Annotated in this window: 23 protein-coding genes; 11 read left to right on the forward strand and 12 right to left on the reverse strand. The window is 69.4% G+C overall.

What is annotated here, in order from left to right:
* Positions 1–103: 103 nt before the first annotated feature.
* Positions 104–1,024: a cation diffusion facilitator family transporter gene (locus AB0M22_RS06730; protein ID WP_364721996.1), complete on the forward strand. Its 921-nt coding sequence runs from the start codon at positions 104–106 to the stop codon at positions 1,022–1,024.
* Here AB0M22_RS06730 and AB0M22_RS06735 read toward each other — a convergent pair.
* Together AB0M22_RS06735 and AB0M22_RS06740 are read right to left on the reverse strand one after the other, a co-directional pair.
* On the reverse strand, positions 1,021–2,475 hold the full coding sequence (locus AB0M22_RS06735; RefSeq protein WP_364721998.1) for an NAD(P)/FAD-dependent oxidoreductase: 1,455 nt from the start codon (positions 2,473–2,475) through the stop codon (positions 1,021–1,023). The genes AB0M22_RS06730 and AB0M22_RS06735 overlap by 4 nt on opposite strands.
* A 62-nt stretch (positions 2,476–2,537) precedes the next feature.
* A complete protein-coding gene (locus AB0M22_RS06740; protein WP_364722000.1) occupies positions 2,538–3,128 on the reverse strand; it encodes a TetR/AcrR family transcriptional regulator in 591 nt (196 codons plus the stop codon).
* Positions 3,129–3,235: 107 nt separating this feature from the next.
* Between AB0M22_RS06740 and AB0M22_RS06745 the strand changes: the two genes are divergently transcribed.
* Positions 3,236–3,661 (forward strand): DUF4267 domain-containing protein, encoded by a 426-nt coding sequence (locus AB0M22_RS06745; RefSeq protein WP_364722002.1) that lies wholly within the window; start codon positions 3,236–3,238, stop codon positions 3,659–3,661.
* 164 nt (positions 3,662–3,825) lie between these two features.
* Positions 3,826–4,041, forward strand: coding sequence for a DUF4287 domain-containing protein (locus tag AB0M22_RS06750; RefSeq protein WP_364722004.1), 216 nt, complete (start codon positions 3,826–3,828; stop codon positions 4,039–4,041).
* 58 nt (positions 4,042–4,099) lie between these two features.
* Here AB0M22_RS06750 and AB0M22_RS06755 read toward each other — a convergent pair whose 3' ends face one another.
* On the reverse strand, positions 4,100–5,467 hold the full coding sequence (locus AB0M22_RS06755) for a cation:dicarboxylase symporter family transporter (protein WP_364722006.1): 1,368 nt from the start codon (positions 5,465–5,467) through the stop codon (positions 4,100–4,102).
* Between the two features lie 191 nt (positions 5,468–5,658).
* Between AB0M22_RS06755 and AB0M22_RS06760 the strand changes: the two genes are divergently transcribed.
* Both AB0M22_RS06760 and AB0M22_RS06765 read left to right on the forward strand, forming a co-directional pair.
* Positions 5,659–7,191, forward strand: coding sequence for a sensor histidine kinase (locus tag AB0M22_RS06760; RefSeq protein ID WP_364723977.1), 1,533 nt, complete (start codon positions 5,659–5,661; stop codon positions 7,189–7,191).
* Positions 7,188–7,886, forward strand: coding sequence for a response regulator (locus AB0M22_RS06765; RefSeq protein WP_150402427.1), 699 nt, complete (start codon positions 7,188–7,190; stop codon positions 7,884–7,886). Before AB0M22_RS06760 ends, AB0M22_RS06765 begins: the two co-directional genes overlap by 4 nt.
* Before the next feature lie 66 nt (positions 7,887–7,952).
* Here the strand turns inward: AB0M22_RS06765 and AB0M22_RS06770 are convergent, their stop codons facing one another.
* The 4 genes from AB0M22_RS06770 to rfbD all read right to left on the reverse strand — a co-directional run bounded on the left by AB0M22_RS06770 (position 7,953) and on the right by rfbD (position 11,395).
* Positions 7,953–8,294: a hypothetical protein gene (locus AB0M22_RS06770; protein WP_364722009.1), complete on the reverse strand. Its 342-nt coding sequence runs from the start codon at positions 8,292–8,294 to the stop codon at positions 7,953–7,955.
* A 125-nt stretch (positions 8,295–8,419) separates the two neighbouring features.
* The gene (locus AB0M22_RS06775) at positions 8,420–9,499 is read right to left on the reverse strand and encodes an NDP-sugar synthase (protein ID WP_364722011.1); all 1,080 of its coding nucleotides are present in this window, start codon (positions 9,497–9,499) and stop codon (positions 8,420–8,422) included.
* Positions 9,500–9,608: 109 nt separating this feature from the next.
* Positions 9,609–10,517, reverse strand: a complete 909-nt coding sequence (locus AB0M22_RS06780) for a glycosyltransferase family 2 protein (RefSeq protein ID WP_364722013.1) — start codon at positions 10,515–10,517, stop codon at positions 9,609–9,611.
* Between the two features lie 11 nt (positions 10,518–10,528).
* A complete protein-coding gene (rfbD, locus tag AB0M22_RS06785) occupies positions 10,529–11,395 on the reverse strand; it encodes a dTDP-4-dehydrorhamnose reductase (protein ID WP_364722016.1) in 867 nt (288 codons plus the stop codon).
* Between the two features lie 271 nt (positions 11,396–11,666).
* Between rfbD and AB0M22_RS06790 the strand changes: the two genes are divergently transcribed.
* The 3 genes from AB0M22_RS06790 (at position 11,667) to AB0M22_RS06800 (ending at position 15,401) form a co-directional block, all read left to right on the forward strand.
* Positions 11,667–13,112 (forward strand): LCP family protein, encoded by a 1,446-nt coding sequence (locus tag AB0M22_RS06790; protein ID WP_364723980.1) that lies wholly within the window; start codon positions 11,667–11,669, stop codon positions 13,110–13,112.
* Positions 13,113–13,115: 3 nt separating this feature from the next.
* Positions 13,116–13,838: a TIGR03089 family protein gene (locus AB0M22_RS06795; RefSeq protein ID WP_364722018.1), complete on the forward strand. Its 723-nt coding sequence runs from the start codon at positions 13,116–13,118 to the stop codon at positions 13,836–13,838.
* Positions 13,839–14,090: 252 nt separating this feature from the next.
* Positions 14,091–15,401 carry a cytochrome P450 gene (locus AB0M22_RS06800; RefSeq protein WP_364723983.1) on the forward strand — a complete coding sequence of 437 codons (1,311 nt, stop codon included), beginning with the start codon at positions 14,091–14,093 and terminating at the stop codon, positions 15,399–15,401.
* Here the strand turns inward: AB0M22_RS06800 and AB0M22_RS06805 are convergent.
* The gene (locus AB0M22_RS06805) at positions 15,398–16,996 is read right to left on the reverse strand and encodes a carboxylesterase/lipase family protein (RefSeq protein ID WP_364722020.1); all 1,599 of its coding nucleotides are present in this window, start codon (positions 16,994–16,996) and stop codon (positions 15,398–15,400) included. The two genes, AB0M22_RS06800 and AB0M22_RS06805, sit on opposite strands and share 4 nt — an antisense overlap.
* A 152-nt stretch (positions 16,997–17,148) precedes the next feature.
* Between AB0M22_RS06805 and AB0M22_RS06810 the strand changes: the two genes are divergently transcribed.
* Positions 17,149–17,373 (forward strand): zinc ribbon domain-containing protein, encoded by a 225-nt coding sequence (locus AB0M22_RS06810; protein ID WP_364722022.1) that lies wholly within the window; start codon positions 17,149–17,151, stop codon positions 17,371–17,373.
* 39 nt (positions 17,374–17,412) lie between these two features.
* Here AB0M22_RS06810 and AB0M22_RS06815 read toward each other — a convergent pair whose 3' ends face one another.
* From AB0M22_RS06815 to AB0M22_RS06830, 4 genes are read right to left on the reverse strand one after another with little or no spacing between them, the layout of a single operon-like run.
* Positions 17,413–17,688: a SelT/SelW/SelH family protein gene (locus AB0M22_RS06815; protein WP_364722024.1), complete on the reverse strand. Its 276-nt coding sequence runs from the start codon at positions 17,686–17,688 to the stop codon at positions 17,413–17,415.
* A gap of 15 nt (positions 17,689–17,703) precedes the next feature.
* A complete protein-coding gene (locus AB0M22_RS06820; protein ID WP_364722026.1) occupies positions 17,704–18,093 on the reverse strand; it encodes a YchJ family metal-binding protein in 390 nt (129 codons plus the stop codon).
* A gap of 58 nt (positions 18,094–18,151) precedes the next feature.
* A complete protein-coding gene (locus tag AB0M22_RS06825) occupies positions 18,152–18,613 on the reverse strand; it encodes a hypothetical protein (protein ID WP_364722028.1) in 462 nt (153 codons plus the stop codon).
* 10 nt (positions 18,614–18,623) lie between these two features.
* Positions 18,624–21,041, reverse strand: a complete 2,418-nt coding sequence (locus AB0M22_RS06830) for an AAA family ATPase (protein ID WP_364722030.1) — start codon at positions 21,039–21,041, stop codon at positions 18,624–18,626.
* Between the two features lie 419 nt (positions 21,042–21,460).
* Here AB0M22_RS06830 and AB0M22_RS06835 point away from each other — a divergent pair, with 419 nt between their 5' ends.
* Both AB0M22_RS06835 and AB0M22_RS06840 read left to right on the forward strand, forming a co-directional pair.
* Positions 21,461–24,334 (forward strand): SWIM zinc finger family protein, encoded by a 2,874-nt coding sequence (locus AB0M22_RS06835; RefSeq protein ID WP_364722032.1) that lies wholly within the window; start codon positions 21,461–21,463, stop codon positions 24,332–24,334.
* Positions 24,331–25,431, forward strand: coding sequence for an AAA family ATPase (locus AB0M22_RS06840; protein WP_364722034.1), 1,101 nt, complete (start codon positions 24,331–24,333; stop codon positions 25,429–25,431). The genes AB0M22_RS06835 and AB0M22_RS06840 overlap by 4 nt, the downstream gene beginning before the upstream one ends.
* Positions 25,432–25,438: the final 7 nt, after the last annotated feature.

Consider the following 25,438-nt stretch of genomic DNA (forward strand, 5'->3'; position numbering starts at 1 on the left):
CTAGTCGCGTAACGCGATGATCGGCCGGGCATCGGACACTCCGGGCACCGGCACACGCTAAGTTAGCCAGGATCGGGCAATTCGGAGAGAGGACGTCCAGGGCATGTCGGCTGGTGGTGGCAAGAAGGCGATTCTCGCCGCGTTGTCGGCGAACGCGGGGATCGCCGTGGCGAAATTCGTCGGTGCGATGATCACCGGTTCCGGGTCGATGCTCGCCGAGGCGGTGCACTCGGTCGCCGACACCGGCAACCAGGCGCTGCTGCTGCTCGGTCAGCGCCGGGCCGCGCAGGAGGCCGACGCGCTGCACCCGTTCGGGTACGCGCGCAATCGCTACTTCTACTCGTTCATCGTCGCGCTGGTGCTGTTCACCCTCGGCTCCGGATACGCGCTCTACGAGGGCGTGCACAAGATCCAGCATCCCGAGGAGCTGAGCTCACCGATCGTGGCGATCGTCATCCTGCTCATCGCGATCGGGCTGGAGTCCTACAGCTTCATGACCGCCATGCGCGAATCCGCCCCGCTCAAGGGCGACGCGAGCTGGTGGCGGTTCATCCGCAACTCGCGCAGCCCAGAACTGCCGGTGGTGCTGCTGGAAGACACCGGCGCGCTGATCGGCCTGGTGTTCGCGTTCGCGGGCGTCGGGCTGACCATGCTCACCGGCGACGCGGTGTGGGACGGCATCGGCACCATGGCCATCGGCATCCTGCTCGGCATCATCGCCATCGTGTTGATCATCGAGATGCAGAGCCTGCTCATCGGCGAGGGCGCGACGCCCGCCGAGGATCGGCTGATCCGGGAGAACCTGGTCGACGGCGATCGGATCGACCGGGTGATCCACCTGAAGACCCAATACCTCGGTCCCGAAGAGCTTTTGGTGGCCGCCAAGATCGGCGCGGTGCCCGGCCTCGACGTCGCTCAGCTCGCCACGGCCATCGATGACGCGGAGGCGCGCGTGCGGGCCGCGGTGCCCGCGGCCCGGGTCATGTACCTCGAACCGGATCTCTACCGCACCGAAACCGTCTAGCCCTTACGCAGCAGGTCCAGCGGGTCGGTGCCGATGCCGAAGCGCTGGCGCAGCACGTGCCGGGCGGCGTGCAGGCCGGACATGCCGTGCACGCCGGGGCCGGGCGGGGTGGACGAGGAGCACAGGTACACGCCGGGAAGCGGTGTGGCGTAAGGGTTCCAGCGTGCGGTCGGGCGGAACGCGAACTGGCGCAGGGTCATCGCGCCCGCCGAGATGTCGCCGCCGATGTAATTGGCATTGTGCGAGGGCATTTCGGCCGCGGTGTAGACGTGCTTGGCCAGGATCAGGTCGCGGAAGCCCGGGGCGAACCGCTCGACCTGGGTGATGACCGCCTCGCTGACGTCGCGGGTGGAGCCGTTCGGCACGTGCGCGTATGTGTAGAACGTGTGCTTGCCCTCCGGCGCCCTGGTCGAATCGACGACGCCGGGCTGGATGGACAGCACATAGGGCCGCTCCGCGTGCTGACCCGCGGCGACCGCGTGTTCGGCGGCCATCGCCTCGGCGCGGGTACCGATCAGGTGCAGGCTGCCGGCCCGGTCCAGGCCCTCGGCCTGCCATGGCACCGGTCCGTCCAGCGCGAAGTCGACCTTGCACGCCGCGCCGCCGTAACGGAAACCCCGGAGCCGCTTGGCGTATGGGTCCGGGAGGCGGTGGCCCGCGATGCGCAGCAGTTCCGCGGGCGCGAGATCGAGCACGACCGCGCGGGCGTCGTCGAACTGCCCGAGCGAGTCGATGCGGTGACCGGTGTGCACCCGGCCGCCGAGGCGTTCGAGTTCGGCGATGAGCGCGTTCGGGATCGCCTGACTGCCGCCCTTCGGGATCACCCAGCCGCCGGCATGCGCCAACGTGGCGAGGAGCATCCCGGCGCCCGCGGCCGGGATGCGCCGCGGCGGGGTGATCGCGTGCGTGGCCACACCGGTCAGCAACGCGGGCGCGGCATCGTCCTGAAACCTGGTGTTCCACAACGGCGATCCCTGCTCCAGGGTCCGCAGCCCGAACCGCACCGCGGTCAGCAGGTCCTTGGGCGGGCGGCGCAGGTCCGACATCGCGAGGTCGACGACCGCCTCCCAGTGCGGCACCAGCGGTCCGAACAGCGCGCGCCACGCGGCGCCGTCGCGACCGAGTCCCGCGACCGTCCGGTCCAGATCGCGCCAGGCCACGCCGGCCGTGCCGCCGTCCATCGGGTGCGCGTAGGACGCCTCCGGCGTGAGCAGCTCGACGCCGTGCGCCGCGAGATCGAACGCGCGAAAGAAGGGGGACGCCAACGCCATCGGATGCGCGCCGGCACACACGTCGTGCTGGAATCCGGGCAGCGTCAGTTCCGCCGTGCGCGACCCGCCACCCGCACTGAACTCGGCCTCGTACACCTCCACCGAGAGTCCGGCCTTGGCCAGAATCACCGCGGCGGCGAGACCATTCGGCCCGGAACCGACGACCACAACATCAGGCATATCCCCCACGCTACCGATCCGGCCTCGGCCGCCGCCGAAATGCGCGTCCGATCACATCGGCCCTACGCGGAATCCGCGCCGACCGCGGCCAGCCATTCGGTGACCAGGATTTCCAGGCGCTGCTCGCGCAGGTCCGGCCGGAGCCGGCCGCCGCGATCGAGGGTCGCGAGGCCGTGCATCGCGCTCCAGGCCACCTCGGTCCGGGCCCCGAGGTCCGCCTCGTCGACGAACGGCCGGAACAGCGCCTCCAGTTCGGCGAAGGCGTCGATCAGCAGCTGCGGCGCGTCCAGGCCGAAGACCAGGTCGACGTTCATCATGAACATCGCCTCGTAGCGCGCCGGGTTGGCGGCGGCGAAATCCAGGTAGGCCCGGGTGACGCGGTACAGGGCGTCGGCCGGGCCGCTCGCCTCGGTGTGGGCTCGGCGCATCTCGGTGGTCAGGTCGGCGATGCCCTGCAAGGCCACCGCCGTCACGATGGCCGACTTGCCCTCGAAATGGCTGTACAGCACCGGCTGGCTGTATTCGATGCGCTCGGCCAGCTTGCGCACGGTGACCGCCTCCCAGCCCTGTGCCTCCGCCAGCTCCCGCGCGGTATCGATGATCTGCTGATGGCGTTCGGCGCGTTCGCGTTCCTTGCGGGTCTGGGGGCTCATGACCAAAATACTAGCAGTGCTAGACAAGCTATCGAAGCTCAGTTATGGTTGCTCTCGAACCTAGCAACGCTAGAAAATGAAGCACACCGCACCAAGGAGCAGCACCCATGACCACCTCGCGCATCGCCACCGCCCTCTCCCTCGCCGGCGCGGCCTTCATCCTCTACATCGGCCTCAGCTACCTGCTCACCCCCGACACCATCGCGCCGGGCTTCGGCCTGCCGGCCTGGCCGGACGGCGACGCCGCCGCGTTCATGAACCTGAAGGGCGTGCGCGACACCGTCTTCGGCGTGCTGATCCTGGTCCTGCTCGCCGCCAAGCAGCGGTATGCCCTCGGCATCGCCACCCTGGTCATCGCCCTGGTCCCGGTCGGCGACATGCTCACCGTGCTCAGCTGGAGCGGTTCCTCCGCCGCCGCCTTCGGCATCCACGGCCTCACCGCCGCCGTCGTCTTCCTCACCGGCGGCATGCTCCTGCGTGAACACCAGCTCGCGACCAAGGCCACCCCGCAGCCCATCGCCGTCCCCGCCTGATCCCCCGAACCCCCTGTCCGGTACCGGCATTGCGCCGGTGCCGGACATTTCCCTTTCCGGACCCGTTCGCGCGGAAGGCATTCCGTGATCCGGCCCACACCGCGATGAATTTCCCGACCCACGCCCGTCGACATCACTGAACGCACGACAAACAGGAGACCACCATGCCGACCAAGCCCCACGGCCCCGCGTCCTACTTCCCCGCCATCGAGGCCAAATACGGCCGCACCATCGACGCCTGGAAAGCCGCGATGCGCGAATCCGGCCTGACCTCCCACAAGGCCCTGGTCGAATGGCTCAAAACCGAACACGACCTCGGCCACGGCCACGCCACCGCCCTCACCCAGCACCACCTCAACCCGGAAAAATGGGCATCCTGACCCCGGGCATGGCGAAGGGCCCGCAGATCCTGCGGGCCCTTCGTGTTGCACCGAGCAGTTAGGCCGGAACCAGGTCCTTGGTGTCGGGGTCCTGCTGCGGGGGCGCGCCGTGGTCGTTATCGACCATGGTTTGTTCGTCGAAGGGCAATTTGCGGTCGAGCACCTCGCGGGTGCGGTCCGCGTCGATGGTCTTGGTCCAGGTGCCGATGAGCACGGTGGCGACGGCATTGCCGGAGAAATTGGTGAGCGCGCGGGCCTCGGACATGAAGCGGTCGATGCCGACGATCAAGCCGACACCGTCGAGCAATTCGGGGCGATGACTCTCCAGGCCGCCGGCCAAGGTGGCCAGGCCGGCGCCGGTGACCCCGGCCGCGCCCTTGGACGCCACGATCATGAACAGCAGCAGGCCGATCTGCTCGCCGATGTTGAGCGGTTTGCCCATCGCGTCCGCAATGAACAAAGACGCCATTGTCAGGTAAATTGCAGTGCCGTCCAGATTGAACGAATAACCGGTCGGCACAACCACACCCACGGTCGTCCGCTCGACGCCCATGTGCTCCATCTTCGCGATCAACCGAGGCAACGCCGACTCGGACGACGAGGTCGCGAGGATCAGCAGATATTCGCGGGCCAGGTAGCGGACCAGCTTCAGCACCGACACCCGAGCAACGAGCCACATCATCACCCCGAGCACGCCGAACACGAAGATCAAGCAAGTCAGGTAGAACGCGATCATCAACGTTGCCAATTTCAGCACGGCGTCCAGACCACTCTTACCGACCAGATTCGCGATCGCGCCGAACGCACCGATCGGCGCCAGCCACAGAATCATCACCAGCACGCGGAACACGAGCTTTTGCAGCAACGCGACGCCACGCACGATCGGCTCGCCGGACTTGCCCATGGCCTGCACCGCGAACCCGACCAGCAGCGCGACGAACAGCGCCTGCAACGTGCTGCCCGAAGTCAGCGAGGACAGCATGGTCGTCGGGACGATGCTGGTCAGGAAGTCCCAGGTGCCACCGGCGCTGTGCGCGGTCTTGGCCAGATCCTTGCCCGCGTTGACGGTCTTGCCGAGGTTCAACCCGGTGCCGGGCGAGATCACGTTGCCGACCACGAGCCCGATCACGAGCGCGACCGTCGACATCACCATGAAGTACGCGATGGTCAACCCGCCGACCTTGCCGACGGTGGCCGCCGACCGGATCGAACCGATGCCGAGCACGATCGTGCAGAAGATGACCGGCGCGATCATCATCTTGATCAGGTTGACGAAGATGGTCCCGAGCGGAGCAACCGACACCCCGAACCCCGGCGCGAGCCAACCGACGAGAATGCCCGCGATGACCGCGACAATGACGGCCAGATACAGCCAATGGGTGCGGTCACGCTTGCGCGGTGGTGCTGCCGGTGTTGCTTCGCTCATACGAGTTGATGTCCTCCGAGGTGGTGCCGACGTGAGGTGCCTCACGCCCTCCAGGCAGAATGATGGCGGTCCGGGTGACGCCGGTCACGGTTTGGTGCATTACGTTCAGCGGAGGAAAGCAGCTAGTGAGACGCGGTCGGCTATCCCTGGCCGGTCAGGCCTTCGCGCTACAGCTGATCGTGTTGACCCTGATGGTCGCTGTCGGCGCGGTCCTCGCGGTGCTCGACGCACGCCATCACAGCGACGTGACGACCACCCGAGAAGTGCGAGATGTCGCGGTGAGCGTCGCTGAGGCGCGCTCCACGCTGAGCGCCGTCTACACCACCGATCCCACGGCCCTGCTGCAACCGGTGACCGAGCGCATCCGCGAGGCGACCGGCATGGACTTCATCGTCGTCATGGCGCCGGACCGCACCCGCTACACGCACACCAACCCGGACATGATCGGCAAGCCGTTCAGCGGCAACATCGACCGCGCGCTGGCCGGGGAGACGTTCACCGAGACCTTCACCGGCACCCTCGGCCCGTCCATCCGCGCGGTGACGCCGGTCTACGACGGCGGTCGGGTGGTCGCGCTGGTCTCCGCCGGGGTGACCCGCGCGAAGATCGGCGACCAGGTCGCGACCCAGCTCCCGCTGATCCTCGGCGTCGCCGCGGCGGGCCTGGTGGTCTCGGGCAGCGGATCGTTCCTGCTGAGCCGCCGGCTGCGCAGGCAGACGCACGGGCTCGCGCCGGACGAGTTGCGCGCCATGTACGAACAGCACGACGCGGTACTGCACTCGATCCACGAGGGTCTCGTGGTGTTCAACATGGCCGGCGAGCGCGCCGAGGTGGTCAACGACGAGGCGCGCAGGCTGCTCGAACTGCCCGACGGCGAGGTGCGCCGCGGCGACCTGCCGACCTCCATGCAGCAGATGAGCTGGGGCGTGGTCCGCGACGAGATGCACGTGACCGGCGACCGGATCCTGCTGATCAATCAGGACATCGTCACCTGGGAAGGACGGCCGATCGGCACCGTCATGACCATCCGCGACCACACCGAATTGCGCGCGGTGATGGGCGAACTCGACTCGGTGCGCAGTTTCGCCGAGTCGCTGCACGCGCAGGCGCACGAATCGGCCAACCGGCTGCACACCGTGGTCACCATGGTCGAATTGGGCCGCTACCAGGAGGCGGTAGACTTCGCCACCTCCGAACTCCAACTCTCCCAAGCACTCATCGATCGGCTGCTGGACGCGGTCGGCTCGCCCGCGCTGGCCGCACTGCTGCTCGGCAAGGTGAACCAGGCGGCCGAACGCAGCATCGAGTTGACCATCACCGAGGAGACCGCGCTCGACTCCATCGAGCCGCTCTCCCCGCAGGAGACGGTCACGCTGGTCGGCAACCTCATCGACAATGCCATCGACGCGGCCGCCGAGAGCCCGTCGGGCTGGGTGGAGGTCACCGTGCGGCACGAGGATCCGATGGGCGGGGAAGACGCCGAAGTTGTTTCGCCGGAACAGCATTCGGCGCTGTATGTGCGCGTCGCGGACAGCGGCCCGGGAATGTCGGAGGAGACATTCGCCCGGGCGTCGCAGCGCGGTTATTCGACCAAGGCCGACCATCACGGGCTCGGCTTAGCCCTGGTCCACCGCCTGGTGGCCCGGCACGGGGGGACCATTCGTACCGAACTAGATCCGGAAAGCGCGGTAACCGTGACGATTCCGCGAAAGGACGCACAGTGATCCGAGTGCTGATCGTCGAGGACGAGCCGCTCATCGCCGAGGCACACCGCGCCTATGTGGACCGCATCGAGGGCTTCACGCCCGTCGGGGTGGCGCACACCGGTCGCGAGGCGATGCGCGCGGCCGCCGATGCCGCGGCCGAGAATACGCCGATCGACCTGGTGCTCATGGATATCGGGTTGCCCGATGCCAGCGGCCTCGACGTCGCCGCGGCCCTGACCGGCCTCGCTCCCCGACCCGATGTCATCGCCATCACCTCGGCCCGCGACCTCGCCATGGTGCGCACCGCCGTCTCGCACGGCGTTGTCCTCTATCTGTTGAAGCCGTTCACCTTCGCCGCGTTCCGGGACAAGCTCGACCGCTATCGCGAGTTCCGCACCGCCCTCCCGGCGGGCGAAACGGCGGTCTCCCAGCACGACATCGATCGCGCGCTCAGCGCGCTACGCACCCCCGACCAGCGCGCCACCACCCCCAAAGGCGTTGCGCCACAGACCCTCGACGAGATCTCCCGCACCGTCCGCGCCGCCCCCGAGGGCATCACCGCCGCGGACACCGCGACCACCATCGGCGTTTCCCGGATCACCGCCTGGCGCTACCTGGAGAAGCTCGCCGACGACGGATTGGTCACCCGCCGTTCGGATTACGGCCGCGCGGGCCGGCCCAAGACCCGCTACGTCTGGAAAACCAAAGCGTGACCGAAGTCTTCGCGCAGGCCATTCGAAAGAGGGTCTGCGCGAAGAGTTTCGATCACGCTCGTCGAGCTAGGCGGGCAAGTGGCCGTAGCCGAAGATGTTGATGAAGTAGTTGCCGGGAATCAATTGATTCATGGCATGCCACTGCCCCGACGGATCCCGCTGGTAGTAGCTGACCCCGAAACCCGCGTCGTAGCAAACGATGTCACCGGTCCCGAACGGGCTCCAGTAGGCGCTCGCGTCCGGGCGATTGAATTCGAACGGCGCTTTGAACAAGTGACTACACGGGGTGATGCTCGGCTCGTAGATCGACGGCGCGGCCGCGGCGCTCGGCGCGAAACCGATCGCGCCGAGGCCGACCGCTCCGGCGAATACCGCCGCGACCAGCGCACGCGGGAAAGACTTCCGCATAAAGGTTCTCCTCAACCATTCCAGTTGGCAACAGTGAGCACACGTAGCGATCCCGCGACAGAGCCCCGGAACCCTGCGCAGCACCCTGCCAGAAGGACCGCTACGCCGACACTGTTTTCCGACCGTCAGACGTCGGTGGAGAACCTGATTCCGCCGTCCGGGATCTCCACCCCGGGCCAGACGCGCGCGCCGCGTAGTAGTTCGCAGCGGGCACCGACCTGCGCACCGTCGCCGATGACGCCGTCGCGCACCAAGGCCCGCGGCCCGATCCGCGCGCCGAAACCGATGATCGAACGTTCGACCGTGGCGCCGGCCTCGATGATCGCGCCGTCGAAGATCACCGCGCCGTCCAGCCGGGCGCCCGCGCCGACCTCGGCACCGCGACCGACCACCGTGCCGCCGATGAGCAGCGCGCCCGGCGCGACACCCGCACCGGGATGCACGAGCGATTCGCCGCGCTGTCCGGGCAGCGCCGGCGAGGGCGCGATGCCGCGAACCAGGTCGGCCGACCCGCGGACGAAGTCCTCAGGCGTGCCCATGTCCCGCCAGTACGACGAGTCGACGTGCCCCTGCACCCGGGCGCCCTCGGCGAGCAGCGTCGGGAACACCTCGCGTTCCACCGAGACCGGTCGCCCGGACGGGATCTTCTCGATGTACTCGCGCCGGAAGACGTAGCAACCGGCGTTGATCTGATCGGTCGGCGGATCCTGCGTCTTCTCCAGGAACGCGGTGACCCGGCCGTTCTCGTCGGTCGGCACGCAGCCGAAGGCGCGCGGATCGCTGACCCGGACCAGGTGCAACGTCACGTCGGCGTTGGTCGACTCGTGCGTATCGAGGATCGCGCCGAGGTCGGTGCCGCCGAGCACGTCGCCGTTGAACACCATCACGGTGTCGGCGCGCAGCTTGGGCAGCACGTTGCGGATGCCGCCGCCGGTGCCGAGCGGCTCGGTCTCGGTCACGTACTCCAGTTCCAGGCCGAGCTCGGAACCGTCACCGAAGTGCTCCTCGAACACCTCCGCCTTGAACGAGGTGCCCAGCACGACGTGCGAGATCCCGGCGTCGGCGATGCGGGCCAGCAGGTGCGTGAGGAACGGCAACCCGGCCGTCGGCAGCATCGGCTTGGGTGCCGAAAGGGTCAGCGGACGCAGTCGTGTGCCCTGCCCACCCACCAGGATCACGGCGTCGGTGCCTGCATTTCCTGCCATTCAAGGTCCCCTGTTCACAGTGGATCGAATTGTCGCTCGCGCGCCGAATGGCCCGCGGCCTGCGCCGGTACACGCCGGGCCCGGAGGCGGGCCCGTCGCCCATTGTCGCTCAGCCGCGCGCCTGATGACCCGCTTCTTGCGCCTGTTGGCGCAGCGCAGATCGAACCGCAATCCGGGAGCGCACCGCAAGTCCGGCCCGCAGCGCGAGCCGCAACGGCAGCTGCCACCAGTGCGGATGCCGGTCGGCCTGGAATCGGTAGGCGCTCGCGTGGTGCGCGGGCAGCATCACCTCGGGGTGCCTGCCCGCGGCATGCCCCTTGGCGTGGGTTACCTCCGAGGACGGCACGAACACGTTGTGCCAGCCCGCCTTGCCCATCCGGTCGCCGAAGTCGACGTCCTCCATGTACATGAAGTAGCGCGAATCGAAGCCGTCGATCGAGTCGAACGCCGCGCGCCGCACCAGCAGGCAGGAGCCGGACAGCCAGCCGACCACGCGCTCGGAGATCTGCTCGTTCTCCTGGCGGTAGCGCCGGGTCCACGGGTTCGTCTTCCACACCGTGCCGAGGATCGCGTGACCCGCGCCGTCGAGCAGGCCGGGGACCTGACGCGCGGAGGGGTAGACGCTGCCGTCCGGTTCCAGCACCAGCGGGCCGAGCGCCCCCGCCCGTGGCCAGCGCTTCGCCGCCGCGAGCAGCTGGTCGATGGAATCGGTGCCCCAGCGGATGTCCGGGTTGGCGATCACCACGAACTCGATGTCCGGGTCGATCTCGGCGACGGCCCGGTTGATCGCGCCGCCGTAGCCGATATTGCCGCCGGTGCGCAGCAGCCGCACATGCGAATTGGCCTCGGCGATCAGCTCCGGCACCCCGTCGGTCGACCCGTTGTCCGCGAGAATCACCTGTGGTTTCTCGGTGGTGGCGTCAGCCAGCGTGGTGATGAAGTGCTCGAGGTGCTCGCCCGGTGAATAAGTCACCGTGACGACGGCCAGTCCTTTATGGACGGAATCGGAAGCGCTCACGGCCGCACAGCCTAGTCGGACAACCTCGCGAGCGCGTCCCCCAGTGCCACCTGCCATTGACGCAGCGGAGTCAACCCCGCCTCATCCCAGGCACGGTGCGACAACACCGAATATGCCGGTCGCCGTGCGGGTCTCGGAAATGCGGACGAGTCACACGGCTGGACCCGCTCCGGATCGGCGCCGACCCCTTCGAATACCGCGCGCGCGAGTTCGAACCAGGTGGCCTGTCCGGCATTGGTGGCGTGCAGCAGGCGCGGAGCGTCCGGCCGACCCGCGAGTTCGAGCAGGGCCGCCGCCAGATCCGCCGCATAGGTGGGGGCCCCGAGCTGGTCGTCGACCACGTTCACGGTGTCGCGTTCGCGCTCCAGCCGCAGCATGGTGGCGACGAAATCGCTTCCGCGCCCGGCATATACCCACGCGGTGCGCACCACGTGCGATTGCGGCGCGAGCTTCAGCACGGCCTGCTCGCCGGCCAGTTTGGACTGCCCGTAGACGCTGACCGGCCCGGTCGGATCGCTGGTCTCGTACGGACGGTCGTGCACGCCCGCGAACACATAGTCGGTGGACAGATGAATAAGCCTGGCCCCCACCCGCGCACACGCCGCGGCCAGCACGGCGGGCCCGGTCTCGTTGCCCGCGAACGCCCCCGCCACCTCGGTCTCGGCCAGGTCGACCGCGGTGAAGGCGGCGCAGTTGAGCACCACGGAACCGGGTTCGATCGCCGCGGCCACCGCGTCCGCGTCGGTGATATCGAGGTCGCGGCGGCCGAAGCCACGCGCGTGCGGTGCCAGGCGAATCAATTCCTGCCCGAGCTGTCCGCCCGCGCCGGTCACGAGGAGGCGGGCGGGCTGGGCGGCCGACGTTGTCGAAGCTGTCACAGCGTCGAGTCTGGCACGCCGCCACACCTGCGATTTGCGGGTGGCCGGGCCGCTATTCGTTAGCCTTCAGTCAGTGGCTCTCGCCCGGCGCCCGCCGCTGCGCGGGGTTTGCCGGATCGGTGCGGGGATATGAGAAAGGTGGGGTGGTCACTCAGACCGTGCTGTCGAAAGAGGCCCCGAGCTTGTCGAAAGGATGTCGAGTTGTCGAGAGGACACAAAGTAGCTGCGGCGCAGGAGGTTCCGGGTGACCCGGCCGCGCACCGCTGAATCGCTGTTACCCGCAGGGGGTCCGATCCGCGGATTCGCCGCGCTGCTGGCCGTTGTGGTGCTCGTCATCACCGGCTTCGCCTGGCACAGCGTCGACAGCCTGATCTCCAATATCGAACGCATCGGCGGCCTCGGTCTCGGCGGCGGGCGCGACGGCGCGGTGGACATCCTGCTGGTCGGCGTCGACAGCCGCACCGACGCGCACGGCAACCCGCTCTCCGACCGGGAACGGGCGCTGCTGCACGCGGGCGATGAGGTCGGCACCAACACCGACACCATCGTGCTGATCCGGGTGCCGAACGACGGCCGGTCCGCGACCGCCATCTCCATCCCCCGCGACTCCTACGTCGACATTCCCGACCTGGGCAAGGGCAAGATCAACTCGGCGTACGGCGCGACCAAGGAGACCCAGCGGCTGAAGCTGATGAACCAGGGCGTGCCGGAGGCCGACGCGGACAAGCAGTCCACCCAGGCCGGCCGCCAGGCGCTGATCAAATCGGTCGCCAACCTCACCGGCATCAGCGTCGACCATTACGCCGAGGTGAGCCTGCTCGGCTTCGTGCTGCTCACCGACGCCGTCGGCGGGGTCGAGGTGTGCCTGAACAACGCGGTGGACGAATGGATGTCCGGCGCCGACTTCCCGGCCGGTCGCCAGCGCCTCGACGGCCCGTCCGCCTTGAGCTTCGTGCGCCAGCGGCACAATCTGCCGCGCGGTGATCTCGATCGCATCGTGCGCCAGCAGGTGTTCATGGCCCAGCTGGTCGGGCAGGTGCTCAACGCGAAGACGCTCGGCAATCCGGGACGGATGAAGCAGCTCAGCGATGCTGTCGGGCGCACGGTGGTGCTCGACGACGACTGGGACGTGCTCGCCTTCCTGCAACAGCTGCAAGACCTTTCGGGCGGCCAGGTGAAGTTCGAGACCATCCCGGTCACCGATCTGAACTACATGACCAACAACGGCGAATCCGTGGTGCGGGTCGATCCCAAGGCGGTGAAGGACTACGTCGGCTCGCTGGTCGACGGGAAGTCCGCCGAAGCGGACGAACCGGCGCTGGATCCGGCCACGGTGACCGTCAGCGTGTACAACGCCAGCGGGGTCGGCGGGCTGGCCGGTCAGGTCGCACAGGCCTTGAGCGGTAAGGGTTTCCGCGAGGGCGTGGTCGGCAACTACACCGGGGGCAGCGTCACCGGCAGCCGGGTGCTCGCCGCGAACACCTCCGACGCCAAGGCCAAGGCGGTGGCCAAGGCGCTCGGCGGGCTGCCGGTGCTCGCGGATACGACGCTGTCGCCGGATTCGGTGAGCGTCGTGCTGGCGAGCGACTATTCTGGTCCGGGCTCGTCGGCCGGGGGGATGTTCGACTTCTCCGGAACGTCGAGCGCGACCGCGACACCAGTCCCGCCCGCCCCACCGATCGACGCAGGCCAGAACGGACCGAAATGCGTGAACTAGACCATGCGTGAATTCGACCAGGCGCTCACCCTCACCGAGAAGGTGCTGGATCCGATTCTCGCGCGCGAGCCGGCGAATCCACGCGTCACCTATTACGACGACGCCACCGGCGCCCGGATCGAGCTGTCCGGGCTGACCATGGCCAACTGGGCGGCCAAGACCGCCAACCTGATCCGCGACGAGTTCGGCCTCAGCCCCGGCGCCCGGATCGCGGTGCTGCTGCCCGCGCACTGGCAGACCGCAGCCGTGCTGCTCGGCTGCTGGTGGGCGGGCACCGAGGTGGTGCTGCGCCCCGACCAGGACGCCGAACTGGCCCTGGTGACCCCCGACCGGATCGACGACGCCGACGGCATCGCCGAGGTCGCGGCCCTGTCCCTGGACGCCATGGGCGCACCCGTGCGCGACCTGCCGATCGGCGTGACCGACTTCGCCACCTCCGTGCGCGTGCACGGCGATCAGTTCCTGCCCGGCGGCGCGGGCGCGGCGCTGGACGGCATGCCGGTCGCGGAGGTGTTCGCCGAGGCGAAGAAATCCGCCATGCGGCAAGGGTTTTCCGAGGGCGACCGGGTGCTGTCCAGCACCCCGTGGGACACCCCCGCCGAACTGATCGACGGCTTCGTCGCGGTCCTCGCCGCCGGCGCCTCCCTGGTCCAGGTGGTCAACCCCGACCCCGCCCTGCGCGAACGCCGCATCGAAACCGAACGCGTCACCGCCCAGCGCGCCTGACGCACACCCGCTGATTTCCCGCAGACCGGTTCGCCTGCGATTCGGTCTGCGGGTAATCGAGGCGTGTGCGGCAATCTCGTCCGCCGTCCGGCCCGCACGCAGTAACTTTGACCGGGTAGGGCCGAGTTGTTCGCAGATTTCGGTGGGTCTTCTCCTACCACGGTATTAGCGGAAGTCCGACTAGAGGACGTTCCACATTCTGGCCGGATTCCGTACGGTTGCCATATCGCACAACGACGGAGTTGGTGAATGATGATGCCGCAGTATTGGTTCCGCTGGTTGTCCGTTCAAGGCGTGCCCCGGCTCGTGCTGCGCCTGCAAGCGCGGCGCGGCGAACCGTTCGCCGAACTGATGGGCGGGCCCACCGGACTCGCCGATCCCTATCCGCTCATCGAGCGGCTACGCGGCGAGGGCAGGCTGATCCGCACCTCCATCGCCTGGGCCACCTTCGACCACGAATTGTGCCGATCCATCCTGCGCGACAACCGATTCGGCGTGCACAGCACCGACGGCTTCGCAGTGCCCGAGGCGGTCCGCCAGCTCACCAAGAAGTACTTCCCGCTGCCGCCGAACCCGGTGGAACCACCGTCCATGCTGGTGATCGACCCGCCGGAACACACGAGGATGCGCAAGCCGGTCGCCGCCGCGTTCACCCCGCGCGCCATCGGCAGGCTGCGCGACCGCGTCGAAACGGTCACCGCCGAACTGCTGGACGCGCTGCCCTCGGGCGGCTCGGCCGATCTGATCAACGCCTTCGCCGCACAGGTCCCGATCGCGATCATCTCCGAAATGCTCGGCTTCCCGGACGAGGAGAAGGAACGGTTCCTGAACTGGGGCGACCAGGTGACTCCGCTGCTCGACGTCGGCATCTCCTGGCGTGCCCACCGCCGCGCGCTGCTGGCCATGGAGGTGATGAACCACTACTTCGACGAGCACATCGCACGCCTGCGCCGCACCCCCGGCGACGACATCTTCAGCGCCCTGGTCACCGCGGGCGAGCTGAACATGTTCGAGCTGAAGGCCTCCGCGAGCCTGCTGATGGGCGCGGGCTTCGAAACCACGGTCAATCTGATCGGCAACGGGGTGGTGCAACTGATCAACCACCCCGAACAGCTCGCCCGGCTGCGCGCCGAACCCGAGCTGTGGCCCAACGCGATCGAGGAGATCCTGCGGTTCGACTCACCCGTGCAGACGACCGCGCGAAGCGTGCTGTGCGACATGGAGATCGACGGCGTCGAGCTGCACGCGGGCGACACCGTGGTGCTGTCGCTGGCCGGCGCCAATCGCGATCCCGGGGTGTTCGCCGAACCGGACCGTTTCGACGTCGGGCGCGCGAATGCCAAGGAGCACTTGTCCTTCAGCAACGGCATCCACGTCTGTCTCGGCGCCAGCCTGGCCAGGATGGAGGGCGTCTACGCGTTGCAGTCGCTGTTCGACCGCTTCCCCGACCTGCAACTCGACGGAACGCCCGAACGCCGGAAGTTGTTCACGCTGCACGGATATGAGCGACTGCCGGTCCAGCTCGGCCACCGCGCGCTCGCGCCCGAACCGACGACCGTTTAGCTGAAGCCGACGGCCTGCTCACCCCAGGCGGTGTGCAGGTCGGCGTCGGGGTCGTCGACGACCCGGTCGACGGTGTCGATCAGCAGGGTCGTACGGGTCGTCGGGCGGTACGGCGGCCAGTGTTTCGAGCCGTCGAGCGCGGCAGGCACGCCGTGTGTGGCAAAAGCCAACCAGCGCCGCATCATTCGGCCCGACACCTCCATGGCCACCTTGCGCCCGCCCAACCAGAACGTCGGATCATGGTTGAACGAGCCGAAATTGCCGAACACATAAGGCAATTCGGTGGCATGCCCGGCCCCGACCCGGGCCGCCCGCAACATCGGCGTGGCATGGTCGAAGCGGTACATCCAGGTCGGTGAGTGCTGTGCGTGCGCGTCGGCCACCCAGTGTGCGGGCATCCGGAACGCCGCATCGCCGGACATGGCCAGCGCGCCGCGGGTCTTGTCCAGATCCGGGTAGGCGGAGGTGATCTCGGCGATCCGCTCGTGCGACAGCTCCGGGTGATTGGCCGCCACGTCGTTGAGCATCGCGTTCACCGCGTCCGGCGTCACCGGCATGATCGGCGAGCGGAACACCCGGAACAGCGACGCCTCGTCCTTGTTCGCGCCGATCATCAACGGCACCCGATGCGAGCGCCCGTGCTGGAACCGGTCGATCGGATAGGTCGGCAGCAGATCGCCGTCCACCACCGGGGCCGCCGCCAGCCGGCCCGGCTCCTTCAACGGGACCTCGTCCAGCAGGATGCCCGCGACCTCGACGATCTTCTCGATCGGCCAGTCCAGCAGCTCGATGGCCCGGTCCGGCGTCAGTTCCAGCAGCTCGAGGAAGCGCCGCGCGACCGCGGCGGCCCGCTCCTGACCGAACACCGTGGTCGCCGGCGGGCTCTCCGCGATGGCCTTGTGGAACAGCCCGGCCGCGCGCGGCGAGGTCATCAGCGCGGTGACGCAACCGGCGCCCGAAGATTCGCCGAACAGGGTGACATTGCCCGGGTCGCCGCCGAACGCGGCGATATTGTCGCGCACCCATTCCAGCGCGGCGATCTGGTCGTGCAGCCCGAGATTCGGGGTGAACGGGCCGGGCAGCGAGGACAGATCGAGGAAACCGAACACACCGAGGCGGTAGTTCACCGTGACGACCACGACGTCACCGGTCTCGGCCAGCTTGCGTCCGTCGTAGATTCCCTGCGCCGCGGTGCCGAGGCAGTACGCGCCGCCGTGCAGCCAGACCAGCACCGGACGCGGTTCACCGGTCTCGAAGGTGTGCACCACATCGCCGAGGTCGCGCCGGGGCGCCCAGACATTCAGCCAGAGGCAGTCTTCGCCCATCCGCAGATCGGAGTCGACGGGAACCATGTTGCCCATCGTCTGCGGCGCGATATCGCCGAAGACGGCGCAATCCCGGGTCCCGGTCCATTCGGGCGCGGGCAAGGGCGGCAGGAATCGATTTCCCCCGCTCGGTGCAGCCGCGTAAGGAATGCTGCGCCACACTGCGACCGGACCATCCCAGCGCCCGCGCACATCGCCCGAGGTAGTCGTGGCTATCGGCTCGGCGCCGCCCACATCCCAACCCTGTTCGGTCTCGAACTGAGTGCTCATGGCTCCGCACCTCCTGCCAGGGACCCATCGGTGTGCTGCCGGTTTGCTCCAGCGGGCCCCGCACCTCGTGATCTCTTCTTCGAGAGTACGTCCATGGTGACGACCTGGGAACGCGACGCACCATTATGAGACCGTGGCGGTACGCTTGACCGATGCCGAGTTACAGCTATCGGTGCCGCAGTTGCGGGGACACTTTCGAGATGAACCGCCCGATGGCGGAGTCGTCGGATCCGGCGTCCTGCCCGAGCGGCCATGCCGACACAGTCAAGCTGCTGACCACGTTTGCCACGGTCAGCCGGGGTAGCGCGGCACCGGCACCGAGTCCGGCGGCCCGTCCCGCCGGCGGCGGCTGCTGTGGCGGAGGCTGTTGCAGCTAAGCCAGGCCATGCGTCGATAGCCGGTGGTGGCGAGCGGGTTCAGTCGCGCCGGTCGGCGTGGCCGAGATCACGGTCCGGGGCGACCCGATCGCGCACCCGTTGTTTCAGCACCGCGATATCGGGAAAACCGCCGTCCGCCTTGCGTTCCCACACCTGCTCGCCGTCCACGGTGATCCGGAAGACGCCGCCCGTGCCCGGAATCAGCGCCACCTCACCGAGTTCGGTGGCGAAGGTGCTCAGCAGTTCCTGCGCCATCCAGCTCGCCCGCAGCAACCAGCGGCACTGGGTGCAGTACTCGATCGCGACACGGGACATAGTGGGTGAGGGTACTCAGGCTTCGATTTCGCCGTCGAGGTAGACCCAGGCACCGTCTGCGCGCAGGAACCGGCTGACCTCGTGCAGCGAACCGCGCGTGCCGTCGGCCCGATAGTGCGCGACGAACTCGACCAAGCCGGTCTCGTCGAACAGCCCGCCGTCCGCGGTGCGCAGTATCTCCAGGAACAACCACCGCTGCCCCGGGTCGAGTTCCAGCGTCGCCGGCCTGGTCCGCGGATGCCACGATCCACGGAGATAGTCGGTGTCCCCGACCGCGAAAGCGGTGTAGCGCGAACGCATCAACGCCTCCGCGGTCGCCGCCGCCCGTTTTCCGGTCAGCACCGGCCCGCAGCAGTCGTCGAAGGCCTCGCCCCGGCCACACGGACACATCCGCGTCCCACTCATACCCCGATTGTTGCGCGCCGCCCGCAACAAAGATCAGGCCGGGTCGCCTGGAGCGCGCTCAGCGGGCCTCGACGGTCGCCAGCGCCGTGGCGATCGCGACCGTCTGTTCGCGCCAACGGCGCAGGTCGGTGACGCTCGGCGCGAGTTCGTAGTCGTGGTGGTGCGCGGCGCGGGACAGCGCGGCCCACAGCGCGGCGACCTGCGCCGCCACCTCGGGGCCGGCGAAGGTGCGCAGCGCGATCAGCTGGGCGCGCATCGGGCAGCGCATCAGCGCGGGCGCGAGCCGGGTCCACAGCTCATCTACCGACTGCTCCAAGGCAATTCGCAGAATCCAGGCGGTGGCGCGGGACCACAGGCCGCCCGCGTCGGTCACCGAGCCGGCCAGCAGGCGATCGACCGTGTCGAGCCGTTCGGCCACCGAGGGCCGCGGCCGCTTCGGTCCCTTCCCCGGGCGCTTCGACCGTTGCCCGCCACCGTTGAACCCGCGGCCGCCGTTCGGACCGCGCCGCTGCCCGCTCACCGGCGCGCCGTCAGTGCGCGAGCCATGCGACGAATCTTTCGGTCTCCGTGATCAATTCGCGCATGCTGCGGCCGATCGGCACGTGCGCGCCCGCCGTCGCGTCACGCAGCGCCTCGACCACCCATTTGCCCTCGCGCGCGACCAGATGCTTGTTGAGATCGTCGACCTTGCCGCCGACGCCCATCACCGCGAGAGCCACCTTCGCCCTGGTGGATTGGGCGGCATCGATGTGGCGCTCCACCTCGCGGTGGTTCATGCCGTCGGCGAGCAGGGTGCGCCTGGCCCGGCCCAGGCTCGCGGCCTCGACCGCGGAACGGCAGCAGGTGGCGACGAGTTCGTCGGCGATGGCCTGCGGCAACTGCGGCGTACGGACCAGGGCGCGCGCGTCATCCAGGTAGCGGCGCACCGGATCGCTGGACACCCGCACCTCGACCACCGAACGGTCGCGGCGCTGCACCTCGAGCACGGTGGCGTCGAGCTGCATCCGGCGTACCGCCTCGGCGAGCCGCTCGTCGTGGGTGAACACGACCACCTGCCGGGTCCACGCGACCGCGGCGAGCACCCTGGCCAGGCCGTCGACCTTCGCCGGGTCCATCGCCTGCACCGGGTCGTCGATCATGACGAACCGGAACGGGCTCTCCTCGACCGTGGCGCGCGGCAGGAACAGCGACAGCCCGAGCGCGTGTAACTCGCCCTGGCTCATCACGCCGAGCGCGGCGCCGTCCACGTCGTCGACGGTGACGTCCAGCAGCACCCGGCGGGCGGTTCCGGCGTTGCCCTGCAACGTGATCGAGCCGAGTTCCACGTTGCTCTGCTGGCGCAGCGTCTGCCAGACCCAGCGCGCGGTGGTCTCCAGCGGCGTCATCCGTTCGCCGCGCAGGCCTGCGGTGGCGGACTTGAGCCAGTCCTCGGCCTTCTTGACCGTGCGCAGTTCGGCCGCGTGTGCGGCGACCTCGCGCGCGCCCTCGAGCCAGCTGACGATGCGCGGGACCAGCGGGGTCCACACCTCGTCGAGGCGATCGAGTTCCTTACGCGTGCCCTGCTGCACCAGGTCGAGTTCGTCGACGAGGCGCGCGTGCGCGCCGCGCAACCGGCCCGGCAGGTCGGCGGAGTAGTCGGCGGAGGTGAGCGCGGCCCAGTCGGCCCAGGCGCGGCGGACCGCGGCGGTGTCGACCGAGGCCGGGCTGCGCGGGTCGAAATCCAGTTCCGGCGGAATCAGATCCGGCAGGGCGCGGGCCGCGCGCAGGGCATCGCCGAGTTCGGTGCGCGCGGTGGTGAGCGCGTCGACCCGGGCGGCGAGTTCGGTGATCGAGTCGTCCGCGGCGGCGGCCCACTCGTCGTCCAGGTCCCCGCGGCCGCAGACCGGGCACGGACAGGTACCGCTCGCCTTGTGGTGGTCGCGGGCTCGGCGCAGCAACTCCAGCACGCGCCAGTCCGCCTCGGCGTCGGCGGTGGTGCCGCGGGCCAAGGCCGTGCCGCAGTCCGCGAGCCGGGTGGCCACCTGCGCCACCTCGGCCGCCGTGGGCAGGGTGAGGCGGACGATCGCGCGCAGACCCGCCGGGCCGCCCGGATCGTCGAACGTGCCGGACACCTCGCGCCCGACCGCGGCGAGGTCCGGTTGGGCGGGCCGCAGCAGGCCGTTGACCCGCACGGCGCGGTCGTCGGCCACCGTTTCCAGCGCCTCCAGGAGTTCGAGGCGTTCCTGGCGAGAATCACGCACGGCGCGTTCCAGTTCCAGGCGGCGCATCCGAATTCGCTCCTGCGCCAAGGTCAATTCGTCGAGGCCGAGCAGCTGGTGCAGCGCGTCGAACAGGTCGCTCGGCTTGCCGTCGACCAGTGCGCCCAGCTCGCTGTAGGACAGGAACGGGCGGTACAGCTCCAGCCGGCCCGCCCAGCGGTCCATGTCGAATTCCGTTGGGGCGGTGGGCGGATGCTGTTCGGTCCAGGTCGCGTCGGGCAGGTCCGCGTCGGCCGCCCATTCCTTGCTGATGGTCAGCTGTGGCTTGCTTCCGGTGGTGAGCAGTTCCACCTCGATGCGGGCGGTGCCGCCGTCGTGCAGGTTGCGCCAGCCCTCCCGCCAGGCCGCGGATCGACCGTCCCAGCGGCGATTTCCGCCGGTGAACACCAGTTCGGCGGCCTCGGCGAAGCTGGATTTACCGCTGCCGTTGCGGCCGACGACCAGTGTGAGACCGGGCCCGGGCGGGAGTTGCAGCTCGGCCTCCGGGCCGATGCCGCGGAAGCCGCGCACCCGGATGGCGCGCAGGAAGATCCCGCCGTCATCGAATTCGGTTGCCCGATCATCGTTCTCGGTGCCGCCGAGGGCGCGCAGGACGGTCCGGGCCACCGAGGGCGTCACCGAGGGATCCGCGGCGAGCCGACGAGTCACCACCTCGGTTAATCGCGGCACCGGGTCTGCGTCGGGACGCATTTGGTCGGACCCCCTCCACCACCGAGCCGCTACACGCCCTCCGACCTCGTGCGCGGCGCCACTGTCGAAGCTCTGCGAAACGCTACCCGATCGCGTCGAATTCGCCCACCGGAGGTAATCGTCCGGTCACCAGCGAATCTGCCCGCGGGGATGGATATGGCCATCGAAACGGCTGGGGCCGCGCCTCGATGTCCACCCCTCGCCAGCCCCGACGGGCAGCTCGATGGTGTATCACCCGATTTGGATGGTTCGGTCGAGCCGAACAGAACAGAATGCCAGAGAACAACAATGTACGCAAGAGGTTTTCAGCGGTGAAAACCGGCACGCCGCAGCAATTTCCGTGCGAAACACACCGGCCGGATCGGCACTTGTCGGTGGCCTGCGGTAGAAATCCGGTCAACCGACGAACGGGGGAAGACATGACGCGCTGGAGCGAGGACCAGGTCACGGCGCTCGCGCCGGACGCGAGCTCGCTGTCGGCCGCGCGGAAACTGGCGAGTCGCTGGCGCGGCACCGGACAGCACGACATCGCGCTGTGGGGACTGTGCCAGGGCAGCGGCGCCAAGCCCTATCAGACGATCATCGATCTGTCCGGGCCCGCGTACAAGTGCTCCTGTCCGAGCCGCAAGTTCCCGTGCAAGCACGCGCTCTCGCTGTTGCTCGAGTGGGCGGCGGGCCGGGTCGAGGAGGCGCCCGCGATCGTCGACTTCGCCGGGAGCTGGATCGGCGGCCGGATCGCCAAGGCCACTAAACCGGCGGCCGAGGCCGGCGCCCGCACCTCGAATCCGGCCACCGCGGAACAGCGGCGGGTGCGGGTCACCGCGGGACTGGCCGAACTCGAGGTCTGGCTCGGCGATCAGGTGCGCACCGGTCTGGCGCAGGCCGACCGCTCGTACCGGGCCTTCGAGACGATCGCCGCGCGCATGGTCGACGCCCAGGCGCCCGGGGTCGCCTCGGCGCTGCGCCAGCTGCCGACCGCCGTGGTGACCAGGTCGGACTGGCCAGAGGTGGTGCTGCGTGAGTACGGCAGGCTGCACCTGCTCGTCGCCGCGCATCGCCGCCTGGACGAGCTACCGCCCGAGCTCGGCGCCAGCGTCCGCACGCACGTCGGCTATCCGAATCCCGCCGAGTCCGTGCGCACCGAGCCCGCGGTGCGGGACCGGTGGATGGTGCTCGGCCTGCGGATCACCGAGGACGAACGCCTCTACACCCGGCGAACCTGGTTGTACGGGAGGCAATCTCGGCGCTGGGCCCTGGTGGTCGACCACTCGTTCGGCTCGCCGGGCTTCCCCGCGGACGTGCCGCCGCTCGGCCTGCTCGCCGACGCGGACCTGCACTACTACCCCGGCGCCGCGCCGCTGCGCGCGCTGTGGGGCGAACGCCACGGCGCGCCGGAGCCTTTCACCACGTTGCCGGCCGATCCGGACCGGCCGGGCACGATCGCCGCCGCGCTCGCCGATCACGCGACGGCGCTCGGCGCCGATCCGTGGCTGCGCGGATGGCCGGTGCTGCTCGTCGACGTGATCCCGGTACACACCGAAAGTGGTTGGTACATCGCCGAATCCGATGGCACCGCGCTGCCGGTGGCGCCCACTGAGCAGCCGTGGCGACTGCTCGGCGTGTCCGGCGGTCATCCGGTGACCATCGCCGCCGAATGGACCGGCGAGGGCCTGGTGCCGGTCTCGGTGTTCAACGCCGGTGACGTGATCGATCTGGCCAGGCTCGATCCGGTCGGCCGGAGCGCGCCGAATGCCCGAGCGGCACAGTCGGCCAACGCGGCCGACCTCACCTCCGTCGCGCTGCTCGGCACCGCCCGCCGCCCGCCGGATCTCACCGGGCTCGCCGCGCCGATCGCCGCGGCCGCCGACCGGCTACCAGCCGATCCGGCGCTGCGCCTGCTCGAATCCGCCGCGCTGCAAGACGTTTTCGCCCGCGGCGGGGTGCGCGCGGCCACCGCGACCGCGCCCGAGCCCGCCGAGGACGATCCCCGGCGGATGCTGCCGCACGTCGCCGCCGGTCGCCTCGCCCGGATGTTGCGGGAGAAGTCGCCGTTCCTGCCCGAATGGTTCACCGCGGCAACGCCGTACGACTATCGCGCGCCGGACGCGCTGTGCGGGCAACTGCTCGACCAGGCGAAGAGCAACGCCGAGCTGCGCGAGCCGCTGCTGCGCCTGGCCGGCACCCGCGGCCGGTGGCTGGCGAGCCAGCATCCGGAGTGGCGAAACCTGGTGCGTCAGCAGCCCGCTGCGGCGCCCACCGAAGAGGCCTGGCAGTTCGGGCAGCCGCCCGAGCGCCGGGGTTGGCTGGCCGAGCTGCGCCGCCGGGACGCCGAGGCCGCACGCGAGACGCTCGCCACGGCCTGGCCGAAGGAATCGGGTCCGTTGAAGGCGGAGCTGCTCGCCGTACTCGCCGACGGGATCTCCCTGGCCGACGAACCGCTGCTGGAAGCCGGACTGGACGATCGGCGCTCCGACGTCCGGCGGACCGCCGCCGGCCTGCTGACCCTGCTGCCCGATTCGGCGCTCGCGCACCGCATGACGCGGCGGGCGAACGACTGGCTGCGCGTCGAGCACCGGATGTTGCACACCGAACTTGTTGTCGCCCTGCCCGATACGCTGGATCCGCCCGCGCATCGCGACGGCATCACCGACCGCAGCGTCGAGTTCACCTATCGCTGGGGCGGCGCACCGGATGTCACCGCGGGTAGGCTGCGCCAGCTGGTCGCGGCGACACCGCTCGGTCACTGGGCGAACGTGCTCGGCGCGCCCGACAAGGCGGTCAAGGTGACCATCGACGACCGCTTCCGCCAGCCGGTGTTCGACGGCTGGGTGGATGCCGCACTGGCCCAGCACGATTCGGTATGGGCGCGGGCGCTGTTCGACGCGGGCGTGCCCACCGACGTCGCCATGCTGCGCCGGCGCGAGCTGTTCGCCCTGCTGCCGCAGGCCGACCGCACCCGCCACCTGCTCGACCTGGACGGCTCCTGGCTCTCCGAGATCGAGGCGCTGCTGCCGGCGATGGGGCATCCGTGGCCGGAACCGTTGGCGCAGCACCTGATTCTGTTGCTGTTCGAACGGGCCCGCGCCGCCGCGCGCCGGCCCGAAGCGCACGGCAACACCCCCAACGCGCACCGCTCGCTGCTGGCCGCGGCGTCGGTGCACCTACCCGTTGGCACCGCGAGCGCCGCCGCCGTGGTGGCCCGCCGGTGCGGCGATCCCACCTGGGAGCGAGCCTTCGATCAGCTCGCCCACGACCTCAACCACCGCTCGATGATGCTCGAGGAGTTGCAGTGACCACTACCGACGTGACGCCCGACCTGCTGCGTCCGCACGCCGAACAGGCCTATGCCGACGAACTGTCCGCCCTCGCCACGGCCGACGAACGCCCGCGCCCGCCGTCCTGGCGGCTCTCCCCGTGGGCGGTGGTCACCTACCTGCTCGGCGGCACCCTCGACGACGGCACGGTCATCAGCCCGAAGTACGTCGGCCCGCGCCGGCTCATGGAGGTAGCGGTCGCGACCCTGGCCACCGACCGCGCACTGCTGCTGCTCGGCGTGCCCGGCACCGCCAAAACCTGGGTCTCGGAACATCTTTCGGCCGCCATCTGCGGGGAGTCGACGCTGCTCGTGCAGGGCACGTCCGGGACCGCGGAGGAGGCGATCCGGTACGGCTGGAACTACGCGCGGCTGCTCGCCGAGGGGCCGAGCGAGGGCGCGCTGGTGCCGTCGCCGGTGATGACCGCGATGCGCGCCGGCTCGATCGCCCGGGTCGAGGAACTCACCCGCATCCCGTCCGACGTGCAGGACGCGCTGATCACCGTGCTGTCCGAAAAGACGCTGCCGGTACCGGAACTCGGCACGGAGGTGCAGGCGGCCAAGGGCTTCAATGTCATCGCCACCGCCAACGACCGCGACCGCGGCGTGAACGAGCTGTCCTCCGCGCTGCGCCGCCGGTTCAACACCGTGGTGCTGCCGCTGCCCGCCAGCGAGGACGAAGAGGTCGCCATCGTCAGCCGCCGTGTCGAACAACTCGGCGCCTCGCTGGAACTGCCGAAGGTGCCCGCCGCGGCCGAGGAGGTGCGCCGGGTGGTGCGCGTGTTCCGCGAATTGCGTTCCGGCATCACGGCCGACGGCCGCACCAAGCTCAAGTCCCCCTCGGGCACGCTGTCCACCGCCGAGGCCATCTCGGTGATCACCAACGGGATCGCGTTGTCCGTCCACTTCGGCGACGGCGTGCTGCGGGCCGCCGACATCGCCGGCGCCGTGCTCGGTTCGGTGATCAAGGATCCGGTCGCCGACGCCGTCGTGTGGACCGAATACCTGGAAGCCGTTGTCCGCGAACGGCCGGAGTGGTCCGACTTCTACCGGGCCTGCCGCGAGATCTCCGGGTGACGACCGC

The organism is Nocardia sp. NPDC051756 (genome assembly GCF_040681495.1).
In the GTDB taxonomy this organism is placed as follows: domain Bacteria; phylum Actinomycetota; class Actinomycetes; order Mycobacteriales; family Mycobacteriaceae; genus Nocardia.